Consider the following 18,542-nt stretch of genomic DNA (forward strand, 5'->3'; position numbering starts at 1 on the left):
CCCGGTTCATCGTTCGACTTGCATGTGTTAAGCACGCCGCCAGCGTTCATCCTGAGCCAGGATCAAACTCTCCGTAAAAAAGAAATGCATACACCAGCCGGGAAAACGACCAGCGCAGCGAGTTTGAAACTGACCAAAGAGACAAAATCAACTGACTTCATCCAATGCCAGGCCCGAAGACCTGGTCTTTGATCCAAAGGAATTCTCAACCGATCCAAAGACCGGACGAGGATAATTTGGCATTTGACAAGTGCACGCTGTTGAGTTCTCAAGGATCGGACGCACCCACACACCCACCAACCAAGGCAGGACGCGCAGGGCAACTTCACAATCTTATCCGGCACATCCGGGGCTGTCAAAGCAGCCGGACCGGAGCCGGAACCTCCATCTTACACCCGCGAAACCGCGACCGGAAGAGCTGGAGGCTGTTCGCTGCTTGGAGGGGAGCCAGGCCTTCCGGCCTTCCGCTCAACCGCTTGGGGCGAACAAGTAATAATTTACGTGGATCCCCGGATCACGGCAAATCGCGCCGTCCCCCCGGGCGTGTCGCGCCTCCGTGATCCGTGCCGGCGCTTCCGTGAGCCCTCGGGCCTCTGAGAGCCGCGCGATCCGAGCGCTCCTCGCACCGTCAGCGGAGTGGTCGCAGAAACGACGATCGGGCCCCCGGCGACAGCCGGGAGCCCGATGATCATGTGGTGGACCCAGGGGGATTCGAACCCCCGACCTCTTCATTGCGAACGAAGCGCGCTACCAACTGCGCCATGGGCCCGTGGACTCAGCTACATTACCACGCGCTCAACCCGCCGCTCGACGCGCGAGCAGTTCGCGGACGTGTGCCTCGATCTCCGCGTCGTCGACGAAACCCATCCGCGCGTACGGGGACGTCTCTGCTGCCGGTGCCGGGAGGTCCACCGGCGCCGGCGGCGCGAGCTCCTCCGCACGACGCTGCAGTTCGGCGAGCCGCGCCGCACGGCGCCGGGCATCCTGAGCGTCGATCTGGGCCCTGGCCGCCTGCGCGCGCGACCCGGCGACGGACACCATCGGCTGCGGCAGGGGGCGGGGAGTCCACGTCGCCGCGCCCTGGTCGTGCAGCGGCGGGGAGACGCGTTCGACCTTCGGCGTGGCAGCAGGCCGGGTGGCCCGGCGCGCAGCGCGCGCGGCGACCTGCGCCATGCGCACCAGCGCCGTCGCTCCGAGACCGGCGAGCACGACACCAGCGGCGAGCAGCATCCAACCGCCCGTCGCGACGAGCTGCCACGCACCGACCGAGAGCATGCCCGTGGCCAGCACCAGCGCACTGGTCGCCGTGACGCGCACCCGGCGGCGAGCCCGGGCCTGCCGCACTCGGGGGTCCCTTCTGGTGGCCGCGAGTTCCTGCCGCAGCTGTGCGAGTTCGAGCTGCTCCTTCTCGGCCTGCATCCGCTTGGCCAGCCTCTGCTGAGCGAGCGCCGTCCGCGCGGTCAGCTCGAGCCGCACTTCGTCGGGCGTCTCGCTGGTCTCGGCGAGAACGCGCAGCGCCTGATTCAGGCGCACCGCATTGCGCTCCGCGGCATAGTACTGATGGCGTCCGCGCCAGCTGGGCATGAAGTACAGCGCCCACAGCAGCACGGCGACGACGGCGATCACGCCTCCACTCAGCACCGGCCCGTCCATAGACACCACGGTAGGCGACGGCGTTCCGACGCGCCCGGCACGGGCATCGCGTGTCGCGGCGAATCCGCCTGCCGGTTCAGGGGATCGCCGCGGCGTCGCGCGGAACCCTTCCCTGCATCCAGCGGGCCAGCACACCGTCCGGGACGTCCTCCCGGGTGAGAGCGAACGCATGATGATCGCGCCATTCGCCATCGATGTGGATGTAACGGCGGCGCAGCCCCTCGTAGCGGAACCCCAGCTTCTGCACCACGCGGAGGCTCGCCCGGTTCTCGGGCCGGATGCAGATCTCCATGCGGTGCAGCCCGTACTGCTCGAAGCTCGCATCCGTCGCCAGCGCCACGGCGGTCGGGGTGATGCCCCGCCCGGCGAAGCGCTCGCTCACCCAGTACCCGATCGTCGCCGACCCCAGGGATCCGCGCGAGACCCCCCAGATGTTCAGCTGCCCGGCGATCTCGCCGTCGCATTCCATGACGAAGGGGTATCCGACGCCGTCGCGATACTGCTGCAGCAGCCGCCGGATGCTGACGCGCATGTCGAACGTGGCGACGCCGCCCGGGATGGTCGCCTCCCAGGGCTGCAGCCAGCTGCGGTTGGCGAGCAGCTCGCGCTGCAGGATCCGCGCGTCCCGAGCGCGCACCAGGCGCAACCCGACCGAACCGTGCTGCAGTGGCGCGAGGGCATCGACCGGCATCGTCGTCTCCGGCTAGATGCGGCCGGCGAAGTCCTTGAGCCACGGACGAAGGTCGGAGCCGAGATCGTCGCGATCCACGGCGAGCTGCACGATCGCCTTGATGTAGTCGACGCGGTCGCCCGTGTCGTACCGCCGACCACCGAACACGACTCCGACGACTCCGGGGCCGTCGGGGTCGGCGGCGAGCTCCTGCAGCGCGTCCGTGAGCTGGATCTCTCCCCCCTTGCCCGGTTCGGTGCGCTCGAGGATCTCGAACACGCGCGCCGGCAGCACGTAGCGACCGATCACCGCGAGGTTAGAGGGCGCCTCTTCGGCCGCCGGCTTCTCGACGAGGCCCGTCACCTTCACCGTGCCGTCTGCCGCGGCGGCGCCGTCGACCTCTGCCACTCCGTACATGTGAACGTGCTCGGGGCCGACCTCCATCAGCGCGATCACCGCGGCACCGGTGCGCTCGTGGGCGGCGATCATGTCGGTGAGCAGTGCGTCGCGCTCGTCGATGAGGTCGTCTCCCAGCAGGACGGCGAACGGGCTGTCGCCGACATGGGTACGCGCCCGCAGCACGGCGTGGCCGAGACCCTTGGGCTCGCCCTGGCGCACGAAATGGATGTCGGCGAGGTCGCTCGACTTCATGACGCGCTCGAGACGACCGTGGTCGCCCTTCTGCTGCAGCTTGACCTCCAGCTCGGGCACGGAGTCGAAGTGATCGGAGATGGCGTTCTTGTTGCGCCCGATGATCACGAGGATGTCGTCGATGCCGGCACTCACGGCCTCTTCGACGACGTACTGGATCGCGGGCTTGTCGACGACCGGAAGCATCTCCTTCGGCATCGCCTTGGTCGCGGGGAGGAAACGCGTTCCCAATCCCGCCGCGGGGATGACAGCCTTGAGCTTCTTCATTCCGCCAGCTTAGCGGCGGTGCGGACGACACCTCGGTCGCACAGCCCGGGCCCGTATGATCGGGGCATGCCGAGCGAGGAAGAACAGCAGAAACGCGCCCTTCGCGCGGAGCTGCGGGAAAGAAGGCAGCTGCTGTCCGACCCGCAGCGGGAGTCCGCGGCCGCCGGGATCGCCGCGCAGCTCGACGCTCTCGTCGCCGCGCACGGCGCGCGCTCCGTCTCCTGCTTCCTCTCGGCGACCACCGAACCGGGCACGCATGAGTTCGTGCGCGGTGCCGTGGCCCGCGGCATCCGCGTGCTGCTCCCCATCACCCGCGCCGACGGCCTGCTCGACTGGGCCGTCGCCGACGACCTCGACGCCGTGAGCGAAGGACTGTTCGGACTTCCCGAGCCGACCGGCGAGGTGCTCGGGCCGATCGCGGTGAACGATGTGGACCTGATGATCATCCCCGCGGCCGCCGTGGACCGCACGGGCACACGCCTGGGGTGGGGCCGGGGATACTTCGACAAGACCATCGGCTCGATGGAGAAGTGCCCGCCGGTGTACGCGGTCATCTATGATTCCGAGGTACTCGATTCCCTGCCGCGCGAGCTGCACGACCAGCCTGTCGACGGTCTGGTCACGCCGACGCAGACCATCGTGCTGTCCCCCGCGCGCAACTGACCGGAGCCTCCGCATGCCCACCTACGCCTACGCCTGCACCGCGTGCGATCACCGATTCGACGCCGTGCAGAAATTCTCTGACGACGCTCTCACCCTCTGCCCGGAGTGCGGCGGCGCGTTGCGCAAGCAGTACGGCTCGGTCGGTGTCACCTTCAACGGGTCGGGCTTCTATCGCACGGACTCGCGCGGAGGCACTGGCACCAAGCCGGCGGATTCGGCATCATCGAAGGCGGATTCTTCGACGAGCGCCAGCCCGGCTCCCGCGAAGGCCCCGGCCTCGAGCTGAGGCCGGCCACACTCACAGGGGGAGTCATGCTCAAGGGATTCAAAGAGTTCATCACCAAGGGCAACGTCATCGACCTGGCCGTGGCGGTCGTCATCGGCGGTGCGTTCACCGCGATCGTGAACGCGGTGGTCTCCGCGATCATCAACCCGCTGGTCGCGTTGTTCTTCAAGGCCGATGCGGCCGGTCGATTCGGCCCTCAGCTCACGAGCATCTACGGCGAGCCGGTGACCTTCCCGCTGGGCGAGCTGATCTCCGCCGTGATCAGCTTCCTCGCCGTCGCGATCGTGGTGTACTTCGTGTTCGTCGTGCCGATGAACAAGTGGAAGGAGCGCCAGGCCGCCAAGAACCCGGCCGTCGAGGAGGAGACGCTGCCCAGCGAGCAGGAGCTGCTCATCGAGATCCGCGACGCGCTGCGCAAGCACGACGCGCACTGACCTTCCCCACTCGACGAACGCCCTGCCCTTCCGGGTGGGGCGTTCGTCGTCTGGCCGCTGCTCGTCCCGGCGACGCGGGCACGCGTCCGCGACTCCGTGTCCGCGACTCGACGCAGTGTGCGCGACTCAGTAGTGCGGCGGCACGTCCCGCAGCATCCGGTCGTCGTTCGGCCCCTGCTGCTTCTCCGGCGCCGGACGCCGTGCGTCGGCGGACTCCGGCTCGGTGTCGGTACCGGGCGCCGGCGTCAGCTTCGCCCGCCGGGAGCCGGGGACGCGCACGACCCGCTGCCGGCCATCCCCCGCGCCCTCAGTCATCGAGGTCGAGGTCCAGCGGCTGCGTGTCGTGCTCGGCGCGCACCGCGTCCTCCTCGATGCCGAGCACTGTGGCGATGCGCCGCGCGACGGTCGCCGGATCGCTGTACAGATCGAAGGCGTGCACCCGCACGTAGTGCCAGCCGAGCCGGCGCAGCACCTGCGGCCGCAGTCGCAGGCTCTCGCGCAGCGACTCGTCACGCGACTCGGGATCCGACTCGATCACGACCGCGCGGCCGCCGTGCTGGGCGACGAGCGGCAGCAGGCCGCGGTAGTCCACGTCGACCGAGGCGCCCAGACGGCGCAGCTCTCGCGCGAGGGCGAGCGTGAGCGGATCCGCGAGGTCCTCGAGGCGTGCGTCGCGGCTGCGCGTGGCGAGACCGCCGAGGATCGACATGAGCGTGGAGGCACCGTGCTCGAGCCGCCCCTCGTCGAACGCCGACGGGCGTATGCAGGACACGATCACCATCGAGCGTCGAGCCCGGGTCATCCCGACGGTGAGCAGCCGCTCGCCGTCCTCCTGCGAGAGGTCGCCGAAGTCGCTGAGCACGCGGCCGTGCTTGGTGAGCCCGTAGCCGAGCGAGAAGATCACCCGGTCGCGGCTCTCCGCGACGGACTCCTCCAGGGTGAGCACGGCGAAGGGCTCCGCCGTGTCGCGGCCGACGAAGTCCGCGACGTCGGATCGGCCGGCGAAGGCGGATGCCACGGCCGCACGCACGCGCTCGGCATGGCGCCTGCTCGCCGTGACGACCATGAGCGACTCCGCTGGCCGGTGGATGGCGTGCTCGACCGCCAGCGTGACGACGCGGGCGACCTCGGCATCCGGGCTCTCCACGGCACCGGAGACGGGGTCGGGCGCTCCGACGCCGCCCTCGACGTAGTCGACCGTGAGGCTGCCCCGACCGAGGTAGGACCCTGCCCACGGCAGCGAGACGATCTCACCCCCGTAGAACGCGTCGTTGATGAGCTCGGCGAGGTCCTCGCCGCCCGCGCGGTAGCTGCGCGTCAGCGTCATGACGGGGAACAGTTCGGCGAGACGCTCGAAGGCGGAGACGTCGTCGAACGGCACCTCCGGCTCCCAGTCGGCTTCGGGAAGCGTCGCCACGGTGAACGGCGTCGGGCGCTGCGTCACCGGGTCGCCGAAGGCGATGATCTGTCGGGCACGGCGGATCGCCGGCGTCGCCTCGGCGAGGTTGATCGCGGCCGCATCCACCAGCACCACCGCGTCGAACTCGACCGCGTCGGGGATCTCGGGCACCTCGTACGGTGAGGCGATCCACACCGGCGCCAGCACGCGGGTGAGGTCGGGCGCCGCGGTGACGATCTGGGCGGGCGAGGCGTCGCCCTGCGTCAGCGCACGACGCAGGTGCGCCGCCTGCTCGGGTTCGTCGACCAGCGCGATGCGCCACTGGTTCGCGAGGTTCCAGGCCAGCAGCGGACCCGCCATCGCGGTGTGCGCCTCGTCGACGAGGCGGAAGTCCCGTTCGAGCCGATCGACCACGGCGGTGTTCGCCCCGAGCAGGGAACGATCGTCCTGCAGGGCGCGCTCGAGCAGCGACTGCCACCAGGCGAACTCCAGCTCGTCGGCCACGCGCTCCTCCGGCACATGGCGCACCGACAGGTCGGAGAGCAGCGGACTCAGACCGAGACTCGCGAGCGCATCGCGGATCTCGGTGCGCTCGACGAGGTTGTCGAACACGGCCGACCGCGCCGCGAGCCCGGACAGCGTGCGCACCAGCCGGGCGACGGGAAGCGCGGCCAGCGGCTCCTTGCGACCGAGCGCCGCGTCGAGCTCGGCGAGATCGGCCGACACCCGCTGCCACGCGGTGTAGACGTCGGCGAGGCCGAGCGGAACCTGCGGCGCGACGCCGGCATCCACGTGGCGCTGCCATTGCGTGCGCTGCTGCTGGATGCGCAGCAGCGCCTCATGCATCTCGGAGACGTGCGCACCCGGTCGCACGTACTCGCGAGCCAGCCGCTTGAGGCGTCGCCTGTTGGCCGCCGACATGCCCGGTGCGTCGCGCCGGGAGCCGTGCGCCTGGATGAGCTCGCCGAGTGGGCGCTCGAAGACGGTGGGGCTGAATCTGTCGAGCGAGTCGCGGATGCCCTGCAGCAGCCGGAGGTACTCCCCCAGCTCGTCGATCGTCGCGAACGGCCGCATGCTGGTCTGCGCGATGAGCTCGTAGCCGCGCTCGAGCAGCGACGGCACCGCTGTGCCGTGCATCCGTCCTGCGAGGGCGTGCGCCGCCTGAGCGGCTTCGGCGCTGTCGAAGCTGACGCCGTACCAGGGCGAGTCATCGGGGCCGAAGCGGAACTCGCCCAGCCGGGCCGCCCGCGTGAGCGCCTCCGCCGCGGCGCGCCGGTCGCCGGCGAGCCGCTCGAGGGCGTCCATCGACAACCGCGCTCCGGTCGACGGGGGAACGGGCAGGGAGGCCAGGCGCGCGAGCTGGCGCGTCGCCTCGAGCACGGATGCCCCCGTGCGGCCGACCGGGTGGCTCAGCGCCGTGCGGTAATCACGCAGCACCGCACGCAGACGCACCAGGGCGTCGTCGACCTCGGTGGCCTTCGGCTGGACGGATTTCTCACTGCGTGCGATCGCCCTGATGAGGTCGCGACGCATGTGCGTCGGAGACACCGCGAGCCCGTCGAGGCCGATGCCGGCCAGCCGATGCCGCACGCCGTCGAGGGTCGAGCGTCGGGTGGAGACGACGAGGACGCGTCGGCCGGCGCGGACGAACGCGCCGAGCGCGTTGATCACGGTCTGGGTGCCGCCCGTGCCGGGCAGCGTGGACACCACCAGGGAGTGCCCCGCCGCGATACGCGCGAGCACCTCCTCCTGCTCGGCGTCCGCGTCGAGCAGCAGGCTCTCGGAGGCCGGCGCGCGATCGTCGGGGTCGGTCAGCGTCGGCGCCGGGCGCGACGCGGACACCTGCTCGCGGTCGGCGGCATGGCCGGCGAGCGCGTTCAGCACCGGATGGTCGAGGTCGACCATGTCGCGCACCATCGGCCCGGCGACGTCGGCGAACGTCGACACGACCAGCCTCGGATGCACCGCGAAGGTGTCGATGGAGTGCGTCAGCGCCCGCAGCTGGTCGATCACCGGCTGCGGTTTGAAGATGCCGCCGTCGTAGGCGAGCGCAGCGAGTCCCGCCGCATCGAGCGTGAGGCCGAAGTGTTCACGGGCGACGCGGATCAGCTCGGGGTTCACCTCGAAGGCGCCCTGCAGCTTCAGCTCGAAGTCGGCGTGATGACGGCGGATCGCGAGCGGGCGCAGCAGCACGGGGGCGGCGAAGTCCGCCCCGCCCAGCCGCCAGCGCGCGAGGCCCACCGCCAGCCGCACCGCGTCGATGCCGCGCACGGTGCGCAGCTCGGTGCTGCGCGCGGTGATCCGCTCGGCCGCCATCCGTGCCGTGCGCAGCCCGACTTCGTCGCGGAACAGGTTCGACAGCAGCGTGGATCGACCGGTGATGAACTGGGGAAGGCTGCCGGGATGGGCCTTGGAGATGTCGATACCGGCTTCCGGCGCGTCGACGAAGGTGACCAGCGGTGAGGGTCCGCCCAGATCGGCGGCCTCGGCACGCAGGCCGGTGCGATGGGCCTCCGCGGCGTGCGCGATCTCTACGCCCGTCGATGAGTCGCTGAGCTCTCCGAGATTCACCGCGGCTTCCTGCCCGGTGCCCTCGGCGCCTTTCGCCTCTCGTCGCCACACAAGTGAAAGCCTAGGCGCGAGACGCGTTCCGGCCGGTATTCCCGGCCGTTTCGCGACGATTCGCGCGGTGGCCTCCGCTTCGCTCTGCACAGCCGCCGGCGCGAGCGGGTTCTCCCCCGTCGCCGCGATCTTCGGCGGCCGCGGACGGCCGCCGCGCGAAGATGGGCACATGAGCTTCCGATACGACTTCGCGTCCACTCCGTTCGGCGACGGACTGGCGGTCTTCTCGTCTGCCGGCCTGGTGAGCTTCGACCTCTCGGAATCCGAGGATCCCCGCGTGCCGTGGCTGCTGGAGGGTGTGAGCCGCCGGCTGGGCGATGTGCCCGAGCCGCGGCCCGGCGCCGCCGATGAGCTGTCGCAGCTGCTCGCGGCGTACTTCGACGGTGACCCGGTGCGCTTCGATGACCGGATCGCGTTCGACTGGCGGCTGACCGAGGGATTCTCCCGTGCCGCTCTGCAGGCGGTGTGCGAGATCCCCTGGGGAGAGACGATGAGCTATGGCGAGGTGGCGGTCGTGGCCGGCAGCCGCGGGGCGGCCAGGGCGGTGGGCACCGCATGCCGGCTCACGCCCTTCTCGGTGGTCGTCCCCGTGCATCGCGTGATCCGCTCCGATGGCACACCGGGGCACTACGGCGCGCATCCTGAGCGCAAGAGGTTCCTGCTCGATCTCGAACGCGAGGCCGCGCCCGGCGCATGACACGGGCGGACCCCGGCGTGTAGGCCGCCGGGATCCGCCCGTCTCTATGTGAAGCTCCTGCGATCGGGGACTAGTGTTCCACCGCTTTCTCGGCGCCGAAGCCGGTGAGCGAGCGCACCTCCATCTCGGCCGCCAGGGCCTTCGACTCCGGAGCCCGCGCGGTGACGGTCCCGAGCCAGCCGAGCAGGAAGCCCACCGGGATCGAGATGATGCCGGGATTGTTCAGCGGGAAGATCACGATGTCGATTCCGGGGATCATCGCTTTCTCGCTGCCGGAGAACACCGGCGAGACGATGATCAGGCCGATGGCGGCGATCAGGCCGCCGTACATGCTCCACACGGCTCCGCGCGTGTTGAACCGACGCCAGAACAGCGAGTACAGGATCGTCGGCAGGTTCGCGGACGCCGCCACGGCGAAGGCGAGTGCCACGAGGAACGCGATGTTCTGGCCTTGGGCGCCGATACCGCCGATGATCGCCAGGATGCCGATCACCACGACGGTGCGGCGGGCGACGCGGACCTCACCGTCCGGGTCGGCGACGCCATCGCCCTTCTTGCCTCGCTTGATGACGTTGGCATAGATGTCGTGCGCGAACGACGCCGCGGCGGTGATGGTCAGGCCTGCGACGACCGCGAGGATCGTGGCGAAGGCGACCGCTGAGATGAAGCCCATCAGGATCGGCCCGCCGAGTGCCTGCGCGAGCAGCGGAGCGGCGGAGTTCACCCCTCCTGGCGCCGCGAGGATGTTGTCCGCGCCGACGAGTGCGCCGGCGCCGTAGCCCAGCACCAGAGTCAGCAGATAGAACAGCCCGATCAGCCAGATCGCCCAGACCACCGAGCGTCGTGCCTCCTTGGCCGTGGGCACCGTGTAGAACCGCATCAGCACATGCGGCAGCCCGGCCGTACCGAGCACCAGAGCCATGCCCAGCGAGAGGAAGTCGAGCGGGTTGGCGCCGTACTGCAGGCCCGGGCCGAGGATCTTCTCCCCCTGGGGCGACTCCGCGACCGCGTGCTCCAGAAGCCCGTTCAGGCTGAAGCCGTGCAGGGCGAGCACCCAGATGGTCATCGCGATCGCACCGGCGATCAGCAGGACCGCCTTCACGATCTGCACCCAGGTGGTGCCCTTCATGCCGCCGATCAGCACGTACAGAATCATGAGCACGCCGACGACCGCGATGACCGCCGACTGTCCGACCCTGTTGTCGATGCCGAGCAGCAGCGAGACCAGTCCGCCGGCGCCGGACATCTGCGCCAGAAGGTAGAAGAAGCACACGGCGAGCGTCGTGATCGCGGCTGCCATGCGCACCGGACGCTGCTTGAGGCGGAACGACAGGACGTCCGCCATCGTGAATTTGCCGGTGTTGCGCATCAGCTCGGCGACGAGCAGCAGCGCCACCAGCCACGCGACGAGGAACCCGATCGAGTAGAGGAACCCGTCGTAGCCGTTCACGGCGATGGCACCGCAGATCCCGAGGAAGGACGCCGCCGAGAGGTAGTCGCCCGCGATGGCGAACCCGTTCTGCGGCCCGCTGAACGAGCGCCCCGCCGCGTAGTAGTCGGCCGCCGTCTTGTTGTTGCGACTGGCCCGGATCACGATGAAGAGCGTCACCGCGACGAAGGCGCCGAAGATGGCGATGTTGAGAACGGGATTGTTCTGCGCCTGCGTGGCAGCCAAGGGTGCCATGTTCACGGGTTCACCTGCGCCTTCTCGAGGTCCTCACGGATCTCGGCTGCCACCGGGTCGAGTTTTCTATTGGCGAAGGAGACGTACGCCATCGTGATCGCGAACGTCGTGACGAATTGCCCGAGTCCGAACAGCAGGCCGACCGTGATGTCACCCCATACCCGCTGGCTCATGAAATCGACGGCGAACGCCGCGAGCAGCACATAGGCGAAATACCAGACGAGAAAGAAGACGGCGAGGGGGAACACGAATGAGCGCTGCATCCGCTTGAGTCCCTGGAACCTCTCCGACTCCTCGACGGTGATGTAGTCGATCCCCGCACCGGGACCTGGATCTACCGGATGTGTCATGAGGCCTCCTTGCCGCATGTCCTGGCCGTACGGCGAGTGCCGCACGGGTGGTAGGGTCGACGCTACGAAAACGGGGCACGGCGCCGTCACCCCCGAAAGTTGGTAGTCCGTGAACACGAACACGCAGGGCGGTTCCGAGGAGCAGCTCGTCGCCGACGCGGTGCGCGAGCTGTCGCGGCGAACCCGCTTTCCCGTCGCCTTCGGAGGGCTGATCGAGGGCGGCGTCGTCCGGGTGTCGAGCATCGTCGGCAATCGCACGCACAGTCTGAACGGCCTTCGTGTGCGTCCTGAGCGCGGACTGGGCGGGCGCGCCATGATGGAGCTTCGCCCGCGCATGACGAACGACTATCGCACCTCGCAGCAGATCACGCACGACTACGACGTCTTCGTGCTCGGTGAGGGGCTGCGCACGCTGCTCGCGCTCCCGATCGTGGTCGAGGGCCGATCGAGGGGCGTGCTGTACGCCGGGGCGTGGGAGGAGTCGCAGATCGGCGGTGTGACCACCGCGCCGGCGATGTCCGTCGCCCAGAACGTCGCGACCGAGCTGCGCATCCGCGATGAGGTGGAACGGCGGGTGCGCGCCGCGGTGCCTGCTCCTGCACTGCCGCCGGCGCAGCATGAAGAGCTCCGAGAGAGTTACGCGCAGCTGCGCAGCATCGCCGCGACGGTGACGGATCCGACACTGCGCGAGCGTCTCTCCGAGGTCGAGCGGCGGCTCCTCGGCATCGCGCGTGCGGAGACGCCGTCCACCCCGCAGGCGAGTACGGTGCGTCTCTCCCCTCGCGAGACCGATGTGCTGGCGTGCGCCGCGACGGGTGCGACGAACGCCGAGATCGGCGCGAGGCTCGGTCTGCGGGAAGGCACGGTGAAGGCCTACCTGGGGTCGGCGATGGCGAAACTCGATGCGTCGACTCGCCATGCCGCGGTGGCGCGCGCCCGCCGCGCCGGCCTGCTTCCCTGACCTTCTCGGCCCGGGCATCCGACGGTGTATTCAGGGCGGTCATTTTCTGAAGGATTCGATTGCCGCGTGCGCGGAATCCATTGTCGAATTCGCGTTCTCCGGTGAATGCGCGAAATTCCCGGTGGCATCAGTTGTCCGCGGGGTAATGCAACCCCTAATGTTATTCGCATGGCCCGACGAATTGTGCATCAGCTGGTTGACGACATCGATGGCGCTCTGCTGGAGGCGGGAGAGGGCGAGACCGTCCATTTCTCACTCAATGGCACCGCCTACGAGATCGACCTCACCACCGCTCACGCCGATGAACTGCGTGATGTTCTCGCGCCGTACATCCAGGCGGGTCGCAGGGCGACTGCAGGCGGATCGGCCCGCGCAGCATCACCTCGCCGTCGCGCGTCACGCGGCAACGACACTGCCGCGGTCCGCGAGTGGGCGAAGGCGAACGGACACAAGGTCTCGGAGCGCGGTCGCATATCGGCCGATGTCATGGACGCATATCAGGCCGCCAACTGATCGGTGGCACCGGCCGGCGTCCGTCGCCCGGGCGGTGGTGCGCCCGGGCGCGACTAGACTTGTTCCGCGCCTTCGTAGCTCAGCCGGATAGAGCAGCCCTCTCCTAAAGGGCAGGTCGCAGGTTCGAATCCTGTCGAGGGCACGATGCTGAGAGAGGGGACCGCCCGGAGGGTGGTCCCCTCTCTCAGCATCTACACCCCTCGTCAGCCGGGCCCCATCGGCCGGAGGCTCCACGCGCCGCTATCCCACGAACCGCCGCAGACCTCTCACCGGGCGGCGCGTGGAGGGGCCGATGGGGACGCGAGGGCAGGTGACCTTCCCCGCCAAGGCCTCGTCGCGCCAGCGACGAGCCGCCCCAAGCTCTCCGCGATGTCGCGAAGCGACGAGCCCCCCGAGCCTCCTGCGATGTCGCGAAGCGACGAGCCCCCTCTCACGCCCCGCGCTCACGCCGCAAGCGCGAGGTACGGCTCCCACCGCGGATCGCTGCGCTCGGCACCCCGGACCGTCCAGGCGGTGCCGTGCGGCGGGCGCGGCGTGAACCGCAGTTCCCAGCCCATCTCCTGCGGCGTTCGGTCGCTCTTCATGTTGTTGCACCTCAGGCAGCACGCGACGAGGTTCTCCCACGAGTCCGCACCGCCGCGGGAGCGGGGCAGGATGTGATCGATCGTCGCGGCCGGTTTTCCGCAGTAGCCGCAGCGGTGATCGTCTCGGCGCAGCACGCCGCGTCGCGTCACCGGCATCCGTCTTGCGTTGGGTACGCGCACGTACCGGGAGAGGATGATCACGACCGGCCGTTCGTAGGCGTTGCGGCCGGCGCGCACCGGCTCGCCCTCGACGTGTTCGATCACGCTCGCCTTGTCGTTCATCACGAGAACGAGGGCTCTCTTGAACGAGACCACCGTGAGCGGCTCGTATCCGGCGTTCAGTACCAGTGTGCGCATCGTCGTCATCCTCTCGATCAGCCGGGATGGCTTCCCGGCGCTCTCTCGACTCACACGACGCCGCCCGGACGGCAGACGATCGCAGGGATGAGAAAAGGCGCTGTCTATCGACAGCGCCTTTCGTGCTCGGACGCTCCGAGCCGTCCCTGCGAGCGATGCCGAAGGACCAGACGACCGAGCGCATCCATGGTTCGGATGCCCGGTACCTGTTCCATCGGCTTCTCCCGCCCGTTCGACGACGGGATCAGGGTAGCCCATGAAGATGCACGATGGGCGAAATCCCCGGTGAACGTCCGGGGTGTGTCACCTCCGGCTGCGTTCGCGCGTGGCTCAGCCGGCGTTCGCCCGCAGCCACCCGACCGGCTCGACCAGCGAACCGTTCACGCGGACCTCGAAGTGCAGGTGCGAGCCGTACGAGCGGCCGGTGTTGCCCACCTTGCCGATGAGCTGGCCCGGCTGGACGACCTGACCGGCCTGCACGGCGCGCGTGCCGTAGGTCATGTGCCCGTACAGGGTCGACACGCGCTGGCCGCCGATGACGTGGTCGATGATGACGGCCACGCCGTACCCTCCGACGCTGTCGGCCGACGTGCGCACGACACCGCCGGCGGCGGCGAAGATCGGCGTGCCCGCCGAAGCCACCATGTCGGCGCCGTCGTGTCCGCTGCCGAGCGTTCGGCTGACGTAGTAGGAGCCCTGAGGCAGGGGGTAGCGCACCTCACCGGAGCCGGCGGCGACGAGACGGAGGTCGGCTTCGCTGAGTCGGGATGCTCCACCGGAGGAGGCCAGCTTCGCGGCCGCGGCTGCACGCGCCTTCGCGGCCGCTTCGGCCTTCTTCTTGGCGATCTCCTCGGGCGTGGTCGCCGAGTAGGTGCCGCGCTGCATCGGCGCCGATGTCGCCTCGGAGGCCACGACCAGCGACTGCGCATCACCGACGGCCATCTGCTGGAGCGTGGTCGCGCCGGCTTGCGCGGGCTTGGATGCTGCGTAGGCGGGCAGCGCGATCGCGGCGACCAGGGCGCTCACGGCAGCGAAGATCGCGACCGTCCGCATGGGCTTGACGCCGGATGTCCGGCTGCTCCCGCGCTTCGGGGCGAGAGCCTTCTTTTCAGATGTCGTCGCGTTCGGTTCGATGTCTGCGGCCAAAAGGGAATCCTCCTGCGCCTCCGCGCTCTTCGGGTGAGCGTTGGCTCGTCAGCAAAGTCGTTTCGCGCACGCGTCTCGCACGGCACGTTGGGCAACTCACGGCGAAGACGACGAGCCAGGGAGGCGATCTTCGCGTCTGTCACCGGCGGGCTTCTTCACCGGCGACCTCAACGAGGTTACCGGAAGATAACGATTCTGTCACCCTGCCGAGCTGGCAATCCCCTCGGCGTGCGGTGAAGTGCGCGTTGATCAGGCATTCTCCACGACGAGGAAGATGTGCGAGGCGAGCTCGACGGGCAGTTCCAGACCTTCGTCGTTGCCCTCCATGCGGATCAGCACGTAGCCCTCGTTGTACCGGTAGTCACCGCGTGCACCGGGCACGACACCCGCCTCGCGAAGCTGCTCGAGCAGCTCAGGATCGACCTGAGCCGGTTCGGCCAGTCGGCGCACCGTGCCCGCGACCGGGCCACCGGCGGCGTCGAGGTGCTTGACCAGGCCGACCACGCCCTCGTCGAACGTGCGGGCGGGCAGATCGCCCAGCTGGTCGAGACCGGGGATCGGATTGCCGTACGGCGACTCGGTCGGGTGTCCGAGAAGTTCCACGAGCCGGCGCTCCACCTGCTCGCTCATCACGTGCTCCCAGCGACACGCCTCCTCGTGCACGTACGCCCAGTCGAGTCCGATCACGTCCGAGAGCAGGCGCTCGGCGAGGCGGTGCTTGCGCATCACGTCGACCGCCTTGCGGCGGCCGGCGTCCGTGAGCTCGAGCCGACGATCCTCGGAGACGACCACCAGGCCGTCTCGCTCCATGCGCCCGACGGTCTGGGACACGGTCGGACCCGAGTGGCCGAGACGCTCGGAGATGCGAGCACGCAGCGGCACGATGTTCTCCTCCTCGAGCTCGAGGATGGTGCGCAGGTACATCTCGGTCGTGTCGATCAGGTCGGTCATTCGGGCCCCTCCGGAGGTGATTAGGCAAGCCTACCTTCCAGGGGTGGACGCGGCGCGTCACGCGGACCGGCCGCACAGCCCCGTCCCCATACAATCGAGCCATGGCGATCGAGATCCCCCGCGAACTCCTGCCCGTCGACGGACGCTTCGGCTGCGGTCCGTCCAAAGTGCGCGCAGCGCAGATCGAGGCGCTCGCCTCGGGGGGGGCTCGTCTGCTCGGCACGTCGCACCGTCAGGCACCGGTGAAGAACCTCGTCGCCAGCGTGCGTGAGCGCCTCGCTTCGCTCTTCCGGCTGCCGGACGGATACGAGATCCTGCTCGGCAACGGCGGGTCGACCGCCTTCTGGGATGCCGCGGCGTTCGGGCTGATCGAGAAGCGGGCGCAGAACCTGGTCTTCGGCGAGTTCGGTGGCAAGTTCGCCAAGGCCGCCGCAGCACCGTGGCTCGAGGCTCCGGACGTGCGACGTGCAGAACCGGGCACCAGTGCCCGAAGTGAGATCGTCGACGGCGTGGACGTGTACGCCTGGCCGCACAATGAGACCTCGACCGGGGTCGCCGCGCCTGTTCGCCGGGTCGCGGCCGACGGCGCGCTGACGGTCATCGACGCGACCAGCGCCGCAGGCGGCATCGACTTCGATGTCGCCGAGGCCGACGTCTACTACTTCGCTCCCCAGAAGAACCTGGGCTCCGACGGCGGTCTGTGGCTGGCCGCCGCGTCGCCCGCCGCCATCGCGCGGATCGAGCGCATCGCGGCATCGAGCCGGTACATCCCCGAGTTCCTCAGTCTCAAGAACGCCGTCGACAACTCGCGTCTCAACCAGACGCTGAACACTCCGGCGCTCACGACGCTCCACCTGCTCGACAGTCAGCTCGACTGGATCCTCGCGAACGGCGGATTGGAGTGGGCCGCGGCGCGTACGGCGGAGTCGTCCGGGCTGCTCTACGCCTGGGCGGAGGCATCCGAGGTGGCGACGCCGTTCGTGGCGGATGCCGCCGACCGTTCGCCCGTGGTGGCGACGATCGACTTCGACGACAGCGTGGATGCGGCGGCCGTGGCCAAGGAGCTGCGCGCGAACGGGATCGTCGACACCGAGCCCTATCGCAAGCTCGGCCGCAACCAGCTGCGGGTCGCGACGTTCGTGTCGATCGAGCCCGACGACGTGCGTCAGCTGATCCGTTCCATCGACTACGTGCTGGAGCACACGCGCCGCTGATGCCGGGCTGCGCGCTCGTCAGCGAGGCGGGCGCGCACCGAACGGCATCCGCTGGCCGCGGCAGCTACTCCGACTCGTCGGCCTCGCCGGAGGCGTCCTCGTCGTCGGACTCGACCTCGACCTCGACGTCCTCGTCGTCGGAGTCGTCCTCGACCTCGTCGTCCTCGGAGTCGTCGTCCTCGTCGTCCTGCGAGTCGTCGAGCTCATCGATGTCGACGCCGTCGAGATCGCCGGCGTGCAGCAGTGCCGTCACGTCGTCGTCATCGTCCGCGTCATCGGGATCATCCGAGTCATCGGCATCCGCCGGTGTTCCGGCCTCGTCGGCGGCCGCCTGCTCCGCGAGCTCGGCCTGATGCGCACGGTAGTCGGCGAGACGCTCGGCCCACGGAACCCATTCGGGGGCGATCAGCGCGCTGTCACCGGGCATCAGCTCGGCCTCGAGCACCGTCGGCTCCGCGTCGTCGACCTGCGCGACGGTGACCGTCCAGTACCAGCCCGGGTATCCGGGCAGCCGATTCTGGAACCGCAGCGAGACGGCGCCGCTCTCCTCGACGACATGGCCCGCGGCCGGGCCCACCGTCGAAGCGGGCGTGATCTCGTACAGCGCGGCGAGCGCCAGCTCCCTGGCCGACGCGGCGAGCTCGTCAGGCGTCGAGGTCATCAGCCACCTTGCGCAGCACTGCCGCGACCTTGCGGCCGTGGCTCGAAGAGGGATAGCGGCCGTGACGCAGGTCGCCGCCGATGCTGTCGAGCAGCTTCACGAGGTCCTCGACGATGATCGCCATGTCGTCGGCGGGCTTGCGGCTCGCCTTCGCCAGGCTCGGCGGCGCGTCCAGCACCCGCACCGAGAGCGCCTGCGGTCCCCGGCGCCCGTCGGCGAGCCCGAACTCCACACGGGAGTTCTTCTTCACGCTGACGCCTGCCGGGAGGGCAGAGGCGTGCAGGAAGACGTCCTGACCGTCATCGGAGGCGATGAAGCCGAACCCCTTCTCGTCGTCGTAGAACCTGACCTTGCCGGTGGGCATGGGAGAACCTCGCTGTGCGCACTATAGAGACGTCGCGCGGCAGCGCGACTTCTCCAGCCTACCGGCCGCGCGCGCTCGCGGGGACCCGGTGACCACGCGGAGCGATACGCTGAGACCGATGAGCACCCATCCCACCCGCCCCGAGCCCCCGGACGACGGCACCGCCTCGGTCCGCCGCATCGACCGCCTCCTCGCCTACGGGGCGCTCGCACTCGCCGCCGCCTCGATCCTGTGCTTCTTCGCGATCATCATCGGCACGTCGACCGGCATGGACCAGGACGCCTTCGGCGAGGGCGTGTGGCCGGCGGTGGCCGCACTGCCGACCTACGGGCTGCCGCTGGCCTTCCTCATGATCGTCGCGCTGCTGATCATGAGCTTCGTCCGCAAGGGACGCGCGGGCAAACGGTCCTGATCC

The 18,542-nt window shown here is 69.3% G+C and carries 20 protein-coding genes, 2 tRNA genes and 1 rRNA gene; 9 read left to right on the forward strand and 14 right to left on the reverse strand.

All coding sequences use genetic code 11. The annotated features are described in order from the left end of the window. The 5 genes from ACFWH5_RS00005 to galU all read right to left on the reverse strand — a co-directional run. Positions 1 to 78, reverse strand: a 16S ribosomal RNA gene (locus ACFWH5_RS00005); the annotation flags it as partial. Positions 79 to 693: 615 nt separating this feature from the next. After that, a tRNA-Ala gene (locus tag ACFWH5_RS00010) sits at positions 694 to 769 on the reverse strand. 26 nt (positions 770 to 795) lie between these two features. Beyond that, entirely contained in the window at positions 796 to 1,653 is an 858-nt protein-coding gene (locus ACFWH5_RS00015; RefSeq protein WP_378830388.1) for a hypothetical protein, read from the reverse strand. A gap of 76 nt (positions 1,654 to 1,729) precedes the next feature. After that, complete coding sequence (locus ACFWH5_RS00020) at positions 1,730 to 2,344, reverse strand: GNAT family N-acetyltransferase (protein ID WP_378830391.1); 615 nt, start codon at positions 2,342 to 2,344, stop codon at positions 1,730 to 1,732. Positions 2,345 to 2,356: 12 nt separating this feature from the next. Further along, a complete protein-coding gene (galU, locus tag ACFWH5_RS00025; protein WP_378830393.1) occupies positions 2,357 to 3,241 on the reverse strand; it encodes a UTP--glucose-1-phosphate uridylyltransferase GalU in 885 nt (294 codons plus the stop codon). A gap of 66 nt (positions 3,242 to 3,307) precedes the next feature. Between galU and ACFWH5_RS00030 the strand changes: the two genes are divergently transcribed. The 3 genes from ACFWH5_RS00030 to mscL are packed head-to-tail and all read left to right on the forward strand — an operon-like array spanning position 3,308 to position 4,624. Beyond that, on the forward strand, positions 3,308 to 3,904 hold the full coding sequence (locus ACFWH5_RS00030; RefSeq protein ID WP_378830394.1) for a 5-formyltetrahydrofolate cyclo-ligase: 597 nt from the start codon (positions 3,308 to 3,310) through the stop codon (positions 3,902 to 3,904). Positions 3,905 to 3,917: 13 nt separating this feature from the next. Then, positions 3,918 to 4,190: an FmdB family zinc ribbon protein gene (locus ACFWH5_RS00035; protein WP_378830396.1), complete on the forward strand. Its 273-nt coding sequence runs from the start codon at positions 3,918 to 3,920 to the stop codon at positions 4,188 to 4,190. Positions 4,191 to 4,216: 26 nt separating this feature from the next. Beyond that, positions 4,217 to 4,624 carry a large conductance mechanosensitive channel protein MscL gene (mscL, locus tag ACFWH5_RS00040; RefSeq protein WP_378830399.1) on the forward strand — a complete coding sequence of 136 codons (408 nt, stop codon included), beginning with the start codon at positions 4,217 to 4,219 and terminating at the stop codon, positions 4,622 to 4,624. Positions 4,625 to 4,750: 126 nt separating this feature from the next. On the opposite strand, the gene ACFWH5_RS00045 is transcribed toward mscL, so the two are convergent. Together ACFWH5_RS00045 and ACFWH5_RS00050 are read right to left on the reverse strand one after the other, a co-directional pair. Next, positions 4,751 to 4,939 carry a hypothetical protein gene (locus ACFWH5_RS00045; RefSeq protein ID WP_378830402.1) on the reverse strand — a complete coding sequence of 63 codons (189 nt, stop codon included), beginning with the start codon at positions 4,937 to 4,939 and terminating at the stop codon, positions 4,751 to 4,753. Next, on the reverse strand, positions 4,932 to 8,594 hold the full coding sequence (locus ACFWH5_RS00050; protein WP_378833482.1) for an AAA family ATPase: 3,663 nt from the start codon (positions 8,592 to 8,594) through the stop codon (positions 4,932 to 4,934). Before ACFWH5_RS00050 ends, ACFWH5_RS00045 begins: the two co-directional genes overlap by 8 nt. A 220-nt stretch (positions 8,595 to 8,814) precedes the next feature. On the opposite strand from ACFWH5_RS00050, the gene ACFWH5_RS00055 reads away from it, so the two are divergent. Beyond that, positions 8,815 to 9,342 (forward strand): methylated-DNA--[protein]-cysteine S-methyltransferase, encoded by a 528-nt coding sequence (locus ACFWH5_RS00055; protein ID WP_378830404.1) that lies wholly within the window; start codon positions 8,815 to 8,817, stop codon positions 9,340 to 9,342. Positions 9,343 to 9,412: 70 nt separating this feature from the next. Here ACFWH5_RS00055 and ACFWH5_RS00060 read toward each other — a convergent pair whose 3' ends face one another. Then, positions 9,413 to 11,017, reverse strand: a complete 1,605-nt coding sequence (locus ACFWH5_RS00060; protein WP_378830405.1) for a cation acetate symporter — start codon at positions 11,015 to 11,017, stop codon at positions 9,413 to 9,415. 11 nt (positions 11,018 to 11,028) lie between these two features. Next, positions 11,029 to 11,376 carry a DUF485 domain-containing protein gene (locus ACFWH5_RS00065; protein WP_378830407.1) on the reverse strand — a complete coding sequence of 116 codons (348 nt, stop codon included), beginning with the start codon at positions 11,374 to 11,376 and terminating at the stop codon, positions 11,029 to 11,031. A 109-nt stretch (positions 11,377 to 11,485) separates the two neighbouring features. Here ACFWH5_RS00065 and ACFWH5_RS00070 point away from each other — a divergent pair, with 109 nt between their 5' ends. From ACFWH5_RS00070 to ACFWH5_RS00080, 3 genes are all read left to right on the forward strand, one after another. Beyond that, entirely contained in the window at positions 11,486 to 12,337 is an 852-nt protein-coding gene (locus ACFWH5_RS00070; RefSeq protein WP_378830409.1) for a LuxR C-terminal-related transcriptional regulator, read from the forward strand. Between the two features lie 168 nt (positions 12,338 to 12,505). Beyond that, the gene (locus ACFWH5_RS00075; RefSeq protein ID WP_378830410.1) at positions 12,506 to 12,850 is read left to right on the forward strand and encodes an Lsr2 family protein; all 345 of its coding nucleotides are present in this window, start codon (positions 12,506 to 12,508) and stop codon (positions 12,848 to 12,850) included. Positions 12,851 to 12,918: 68 nt separating this feature from the next. Beyond that, positions 12,919 to 12,992 (forward strand) — tRNA-Arg (locus ACFWH5_RS00080). Positions 12,993 to 13,293: 301 nt separating this feature from the next. On the opposite strand, the gene ACFWH5_RS00085 is transcribed toward ACFWH5_RS00080, so the two are convergent. From ACFWH5_RS00085 to ACFWH5_RS00095, 3 genes are all read right to left on the reverse strand, one after another. Further along, positions 13,294 to 13,791 carry an HNH endonuclease gene (locus ACFWH5_RS00085; protein ID WP_378830412.1) on the reverse strand — a complete coding sequence of 166 codons (498 nt, stop codon included), beginning with the start codon at positions 13,789 to 13,791 and terminating at the stop codon, positions 13,294 to 13,296. Positions 13,792 to 14,121: 330 nt separating this feature from the next. Continuing rightward, complete coding sequence (locus tag ACFWH5_RS00090; RefSeq protein WP_378830414.1) at positions 14,122 to 14,937, reverse strand: M23 family metallopeptidase; 816 nt, start codon at positions 14,935 to 14,937, stop codon at positions 14,122 to 14,124. Between the two features lie 249 nt (positions 14,938 to 15,186). Beyond that, a complete protein-coding gene (locus tag ACFWH5_RS00095; RefSeq protein ID WP_378830416.1) occupies positions 15,187 to 15,888 on the reverse strand; it encodes an iron dependent repressor, metal binding and dimerization domain protein in 702 nt (233 codons plus the stop codon). A gap of 101 nt (positions 15,889 to 15,989) precedes the next feature. On the opposite strand from ACFWH5_RS00095, the gene serC reads away from it, so the two are divergent. Continuing rightward, positions 15,990 to 17,102 carry a phosphoserine transaminase gene (serC, locus tag ACFWH5_RS00100; RefSeq protein ID WP_378830418.1) on the forward strand — a complete coding sequence of 371 codons (1,113 nt, stop codon included), beginning with the start codon at positions 15,990 to 15,992 and terminating at the stop codon, positions 17,100 to 17,102. 64 nt (positions 17,103 to 17,166) lie between these two features. On the opposite strand, the gene ACFWH5_RS00105 is transcribed toward serC, so the two are convergent. Together ACFWH5_RS00105 and ACFWH5_RS00110 are read right to left on the reverse strand one after the other, a co-directional pair. After that, on the reverse strand, positions 17,167 to 17,763 hold the full coding sequence (locus tag ACFWH5_RS00105; RefSeq protein WP_378830419.1) for a DUF3027 domain-containing protein: 597 nt from the start codon (positions 17,761 to 17,763) through the stop codon (positions 17,167 to 17,169). Further along, complete coding sequence (locus ACFWH5_RS00110) at positions 17,747 to 18,127, reverse strand: cold-shock protein (protein ID WP_378830420.1); 381 nt, start codon at positions 18,125 to 18,127, stop codon at positions 17,747 to 17,749. Before ACFWH5_RS00110 ends, ACFWH5_RS00105 begins: the two co-directional genes overlap by 17 nt. A 118-nt stretch (positions 18,128 to 18,245) precedes the next feature. Here ACFWH5_RS00110 and ACFWH5_RS00115 point away from each other — a divergent pair, with 118 nt between their 5' ends. Then, positions 18,246 to 18,539 carry a multidrug ABC transporter ATPase gene (locus tag ACFWH5_RS00115; protein WP_378830423.1) on the forward strand — a complete coding sequence of 98 codons (294 nt, stop codon included), beginning with the start codon at positions 18,246 to 18,248 and terminating at the stop codon, positions 18,537 to 18,539. Positions 18,540 to 18,542: the final 3 nt, after the last annotated feature.

It is taken from the genome of Microbacterium sp. NPDC058345, assembly GCF_042723855.1.
Lineage (GTDB): Bacteria > Actinomycetota > Actinomycetes > Actinomycetales > Microbacteriaceae > Microbacterium.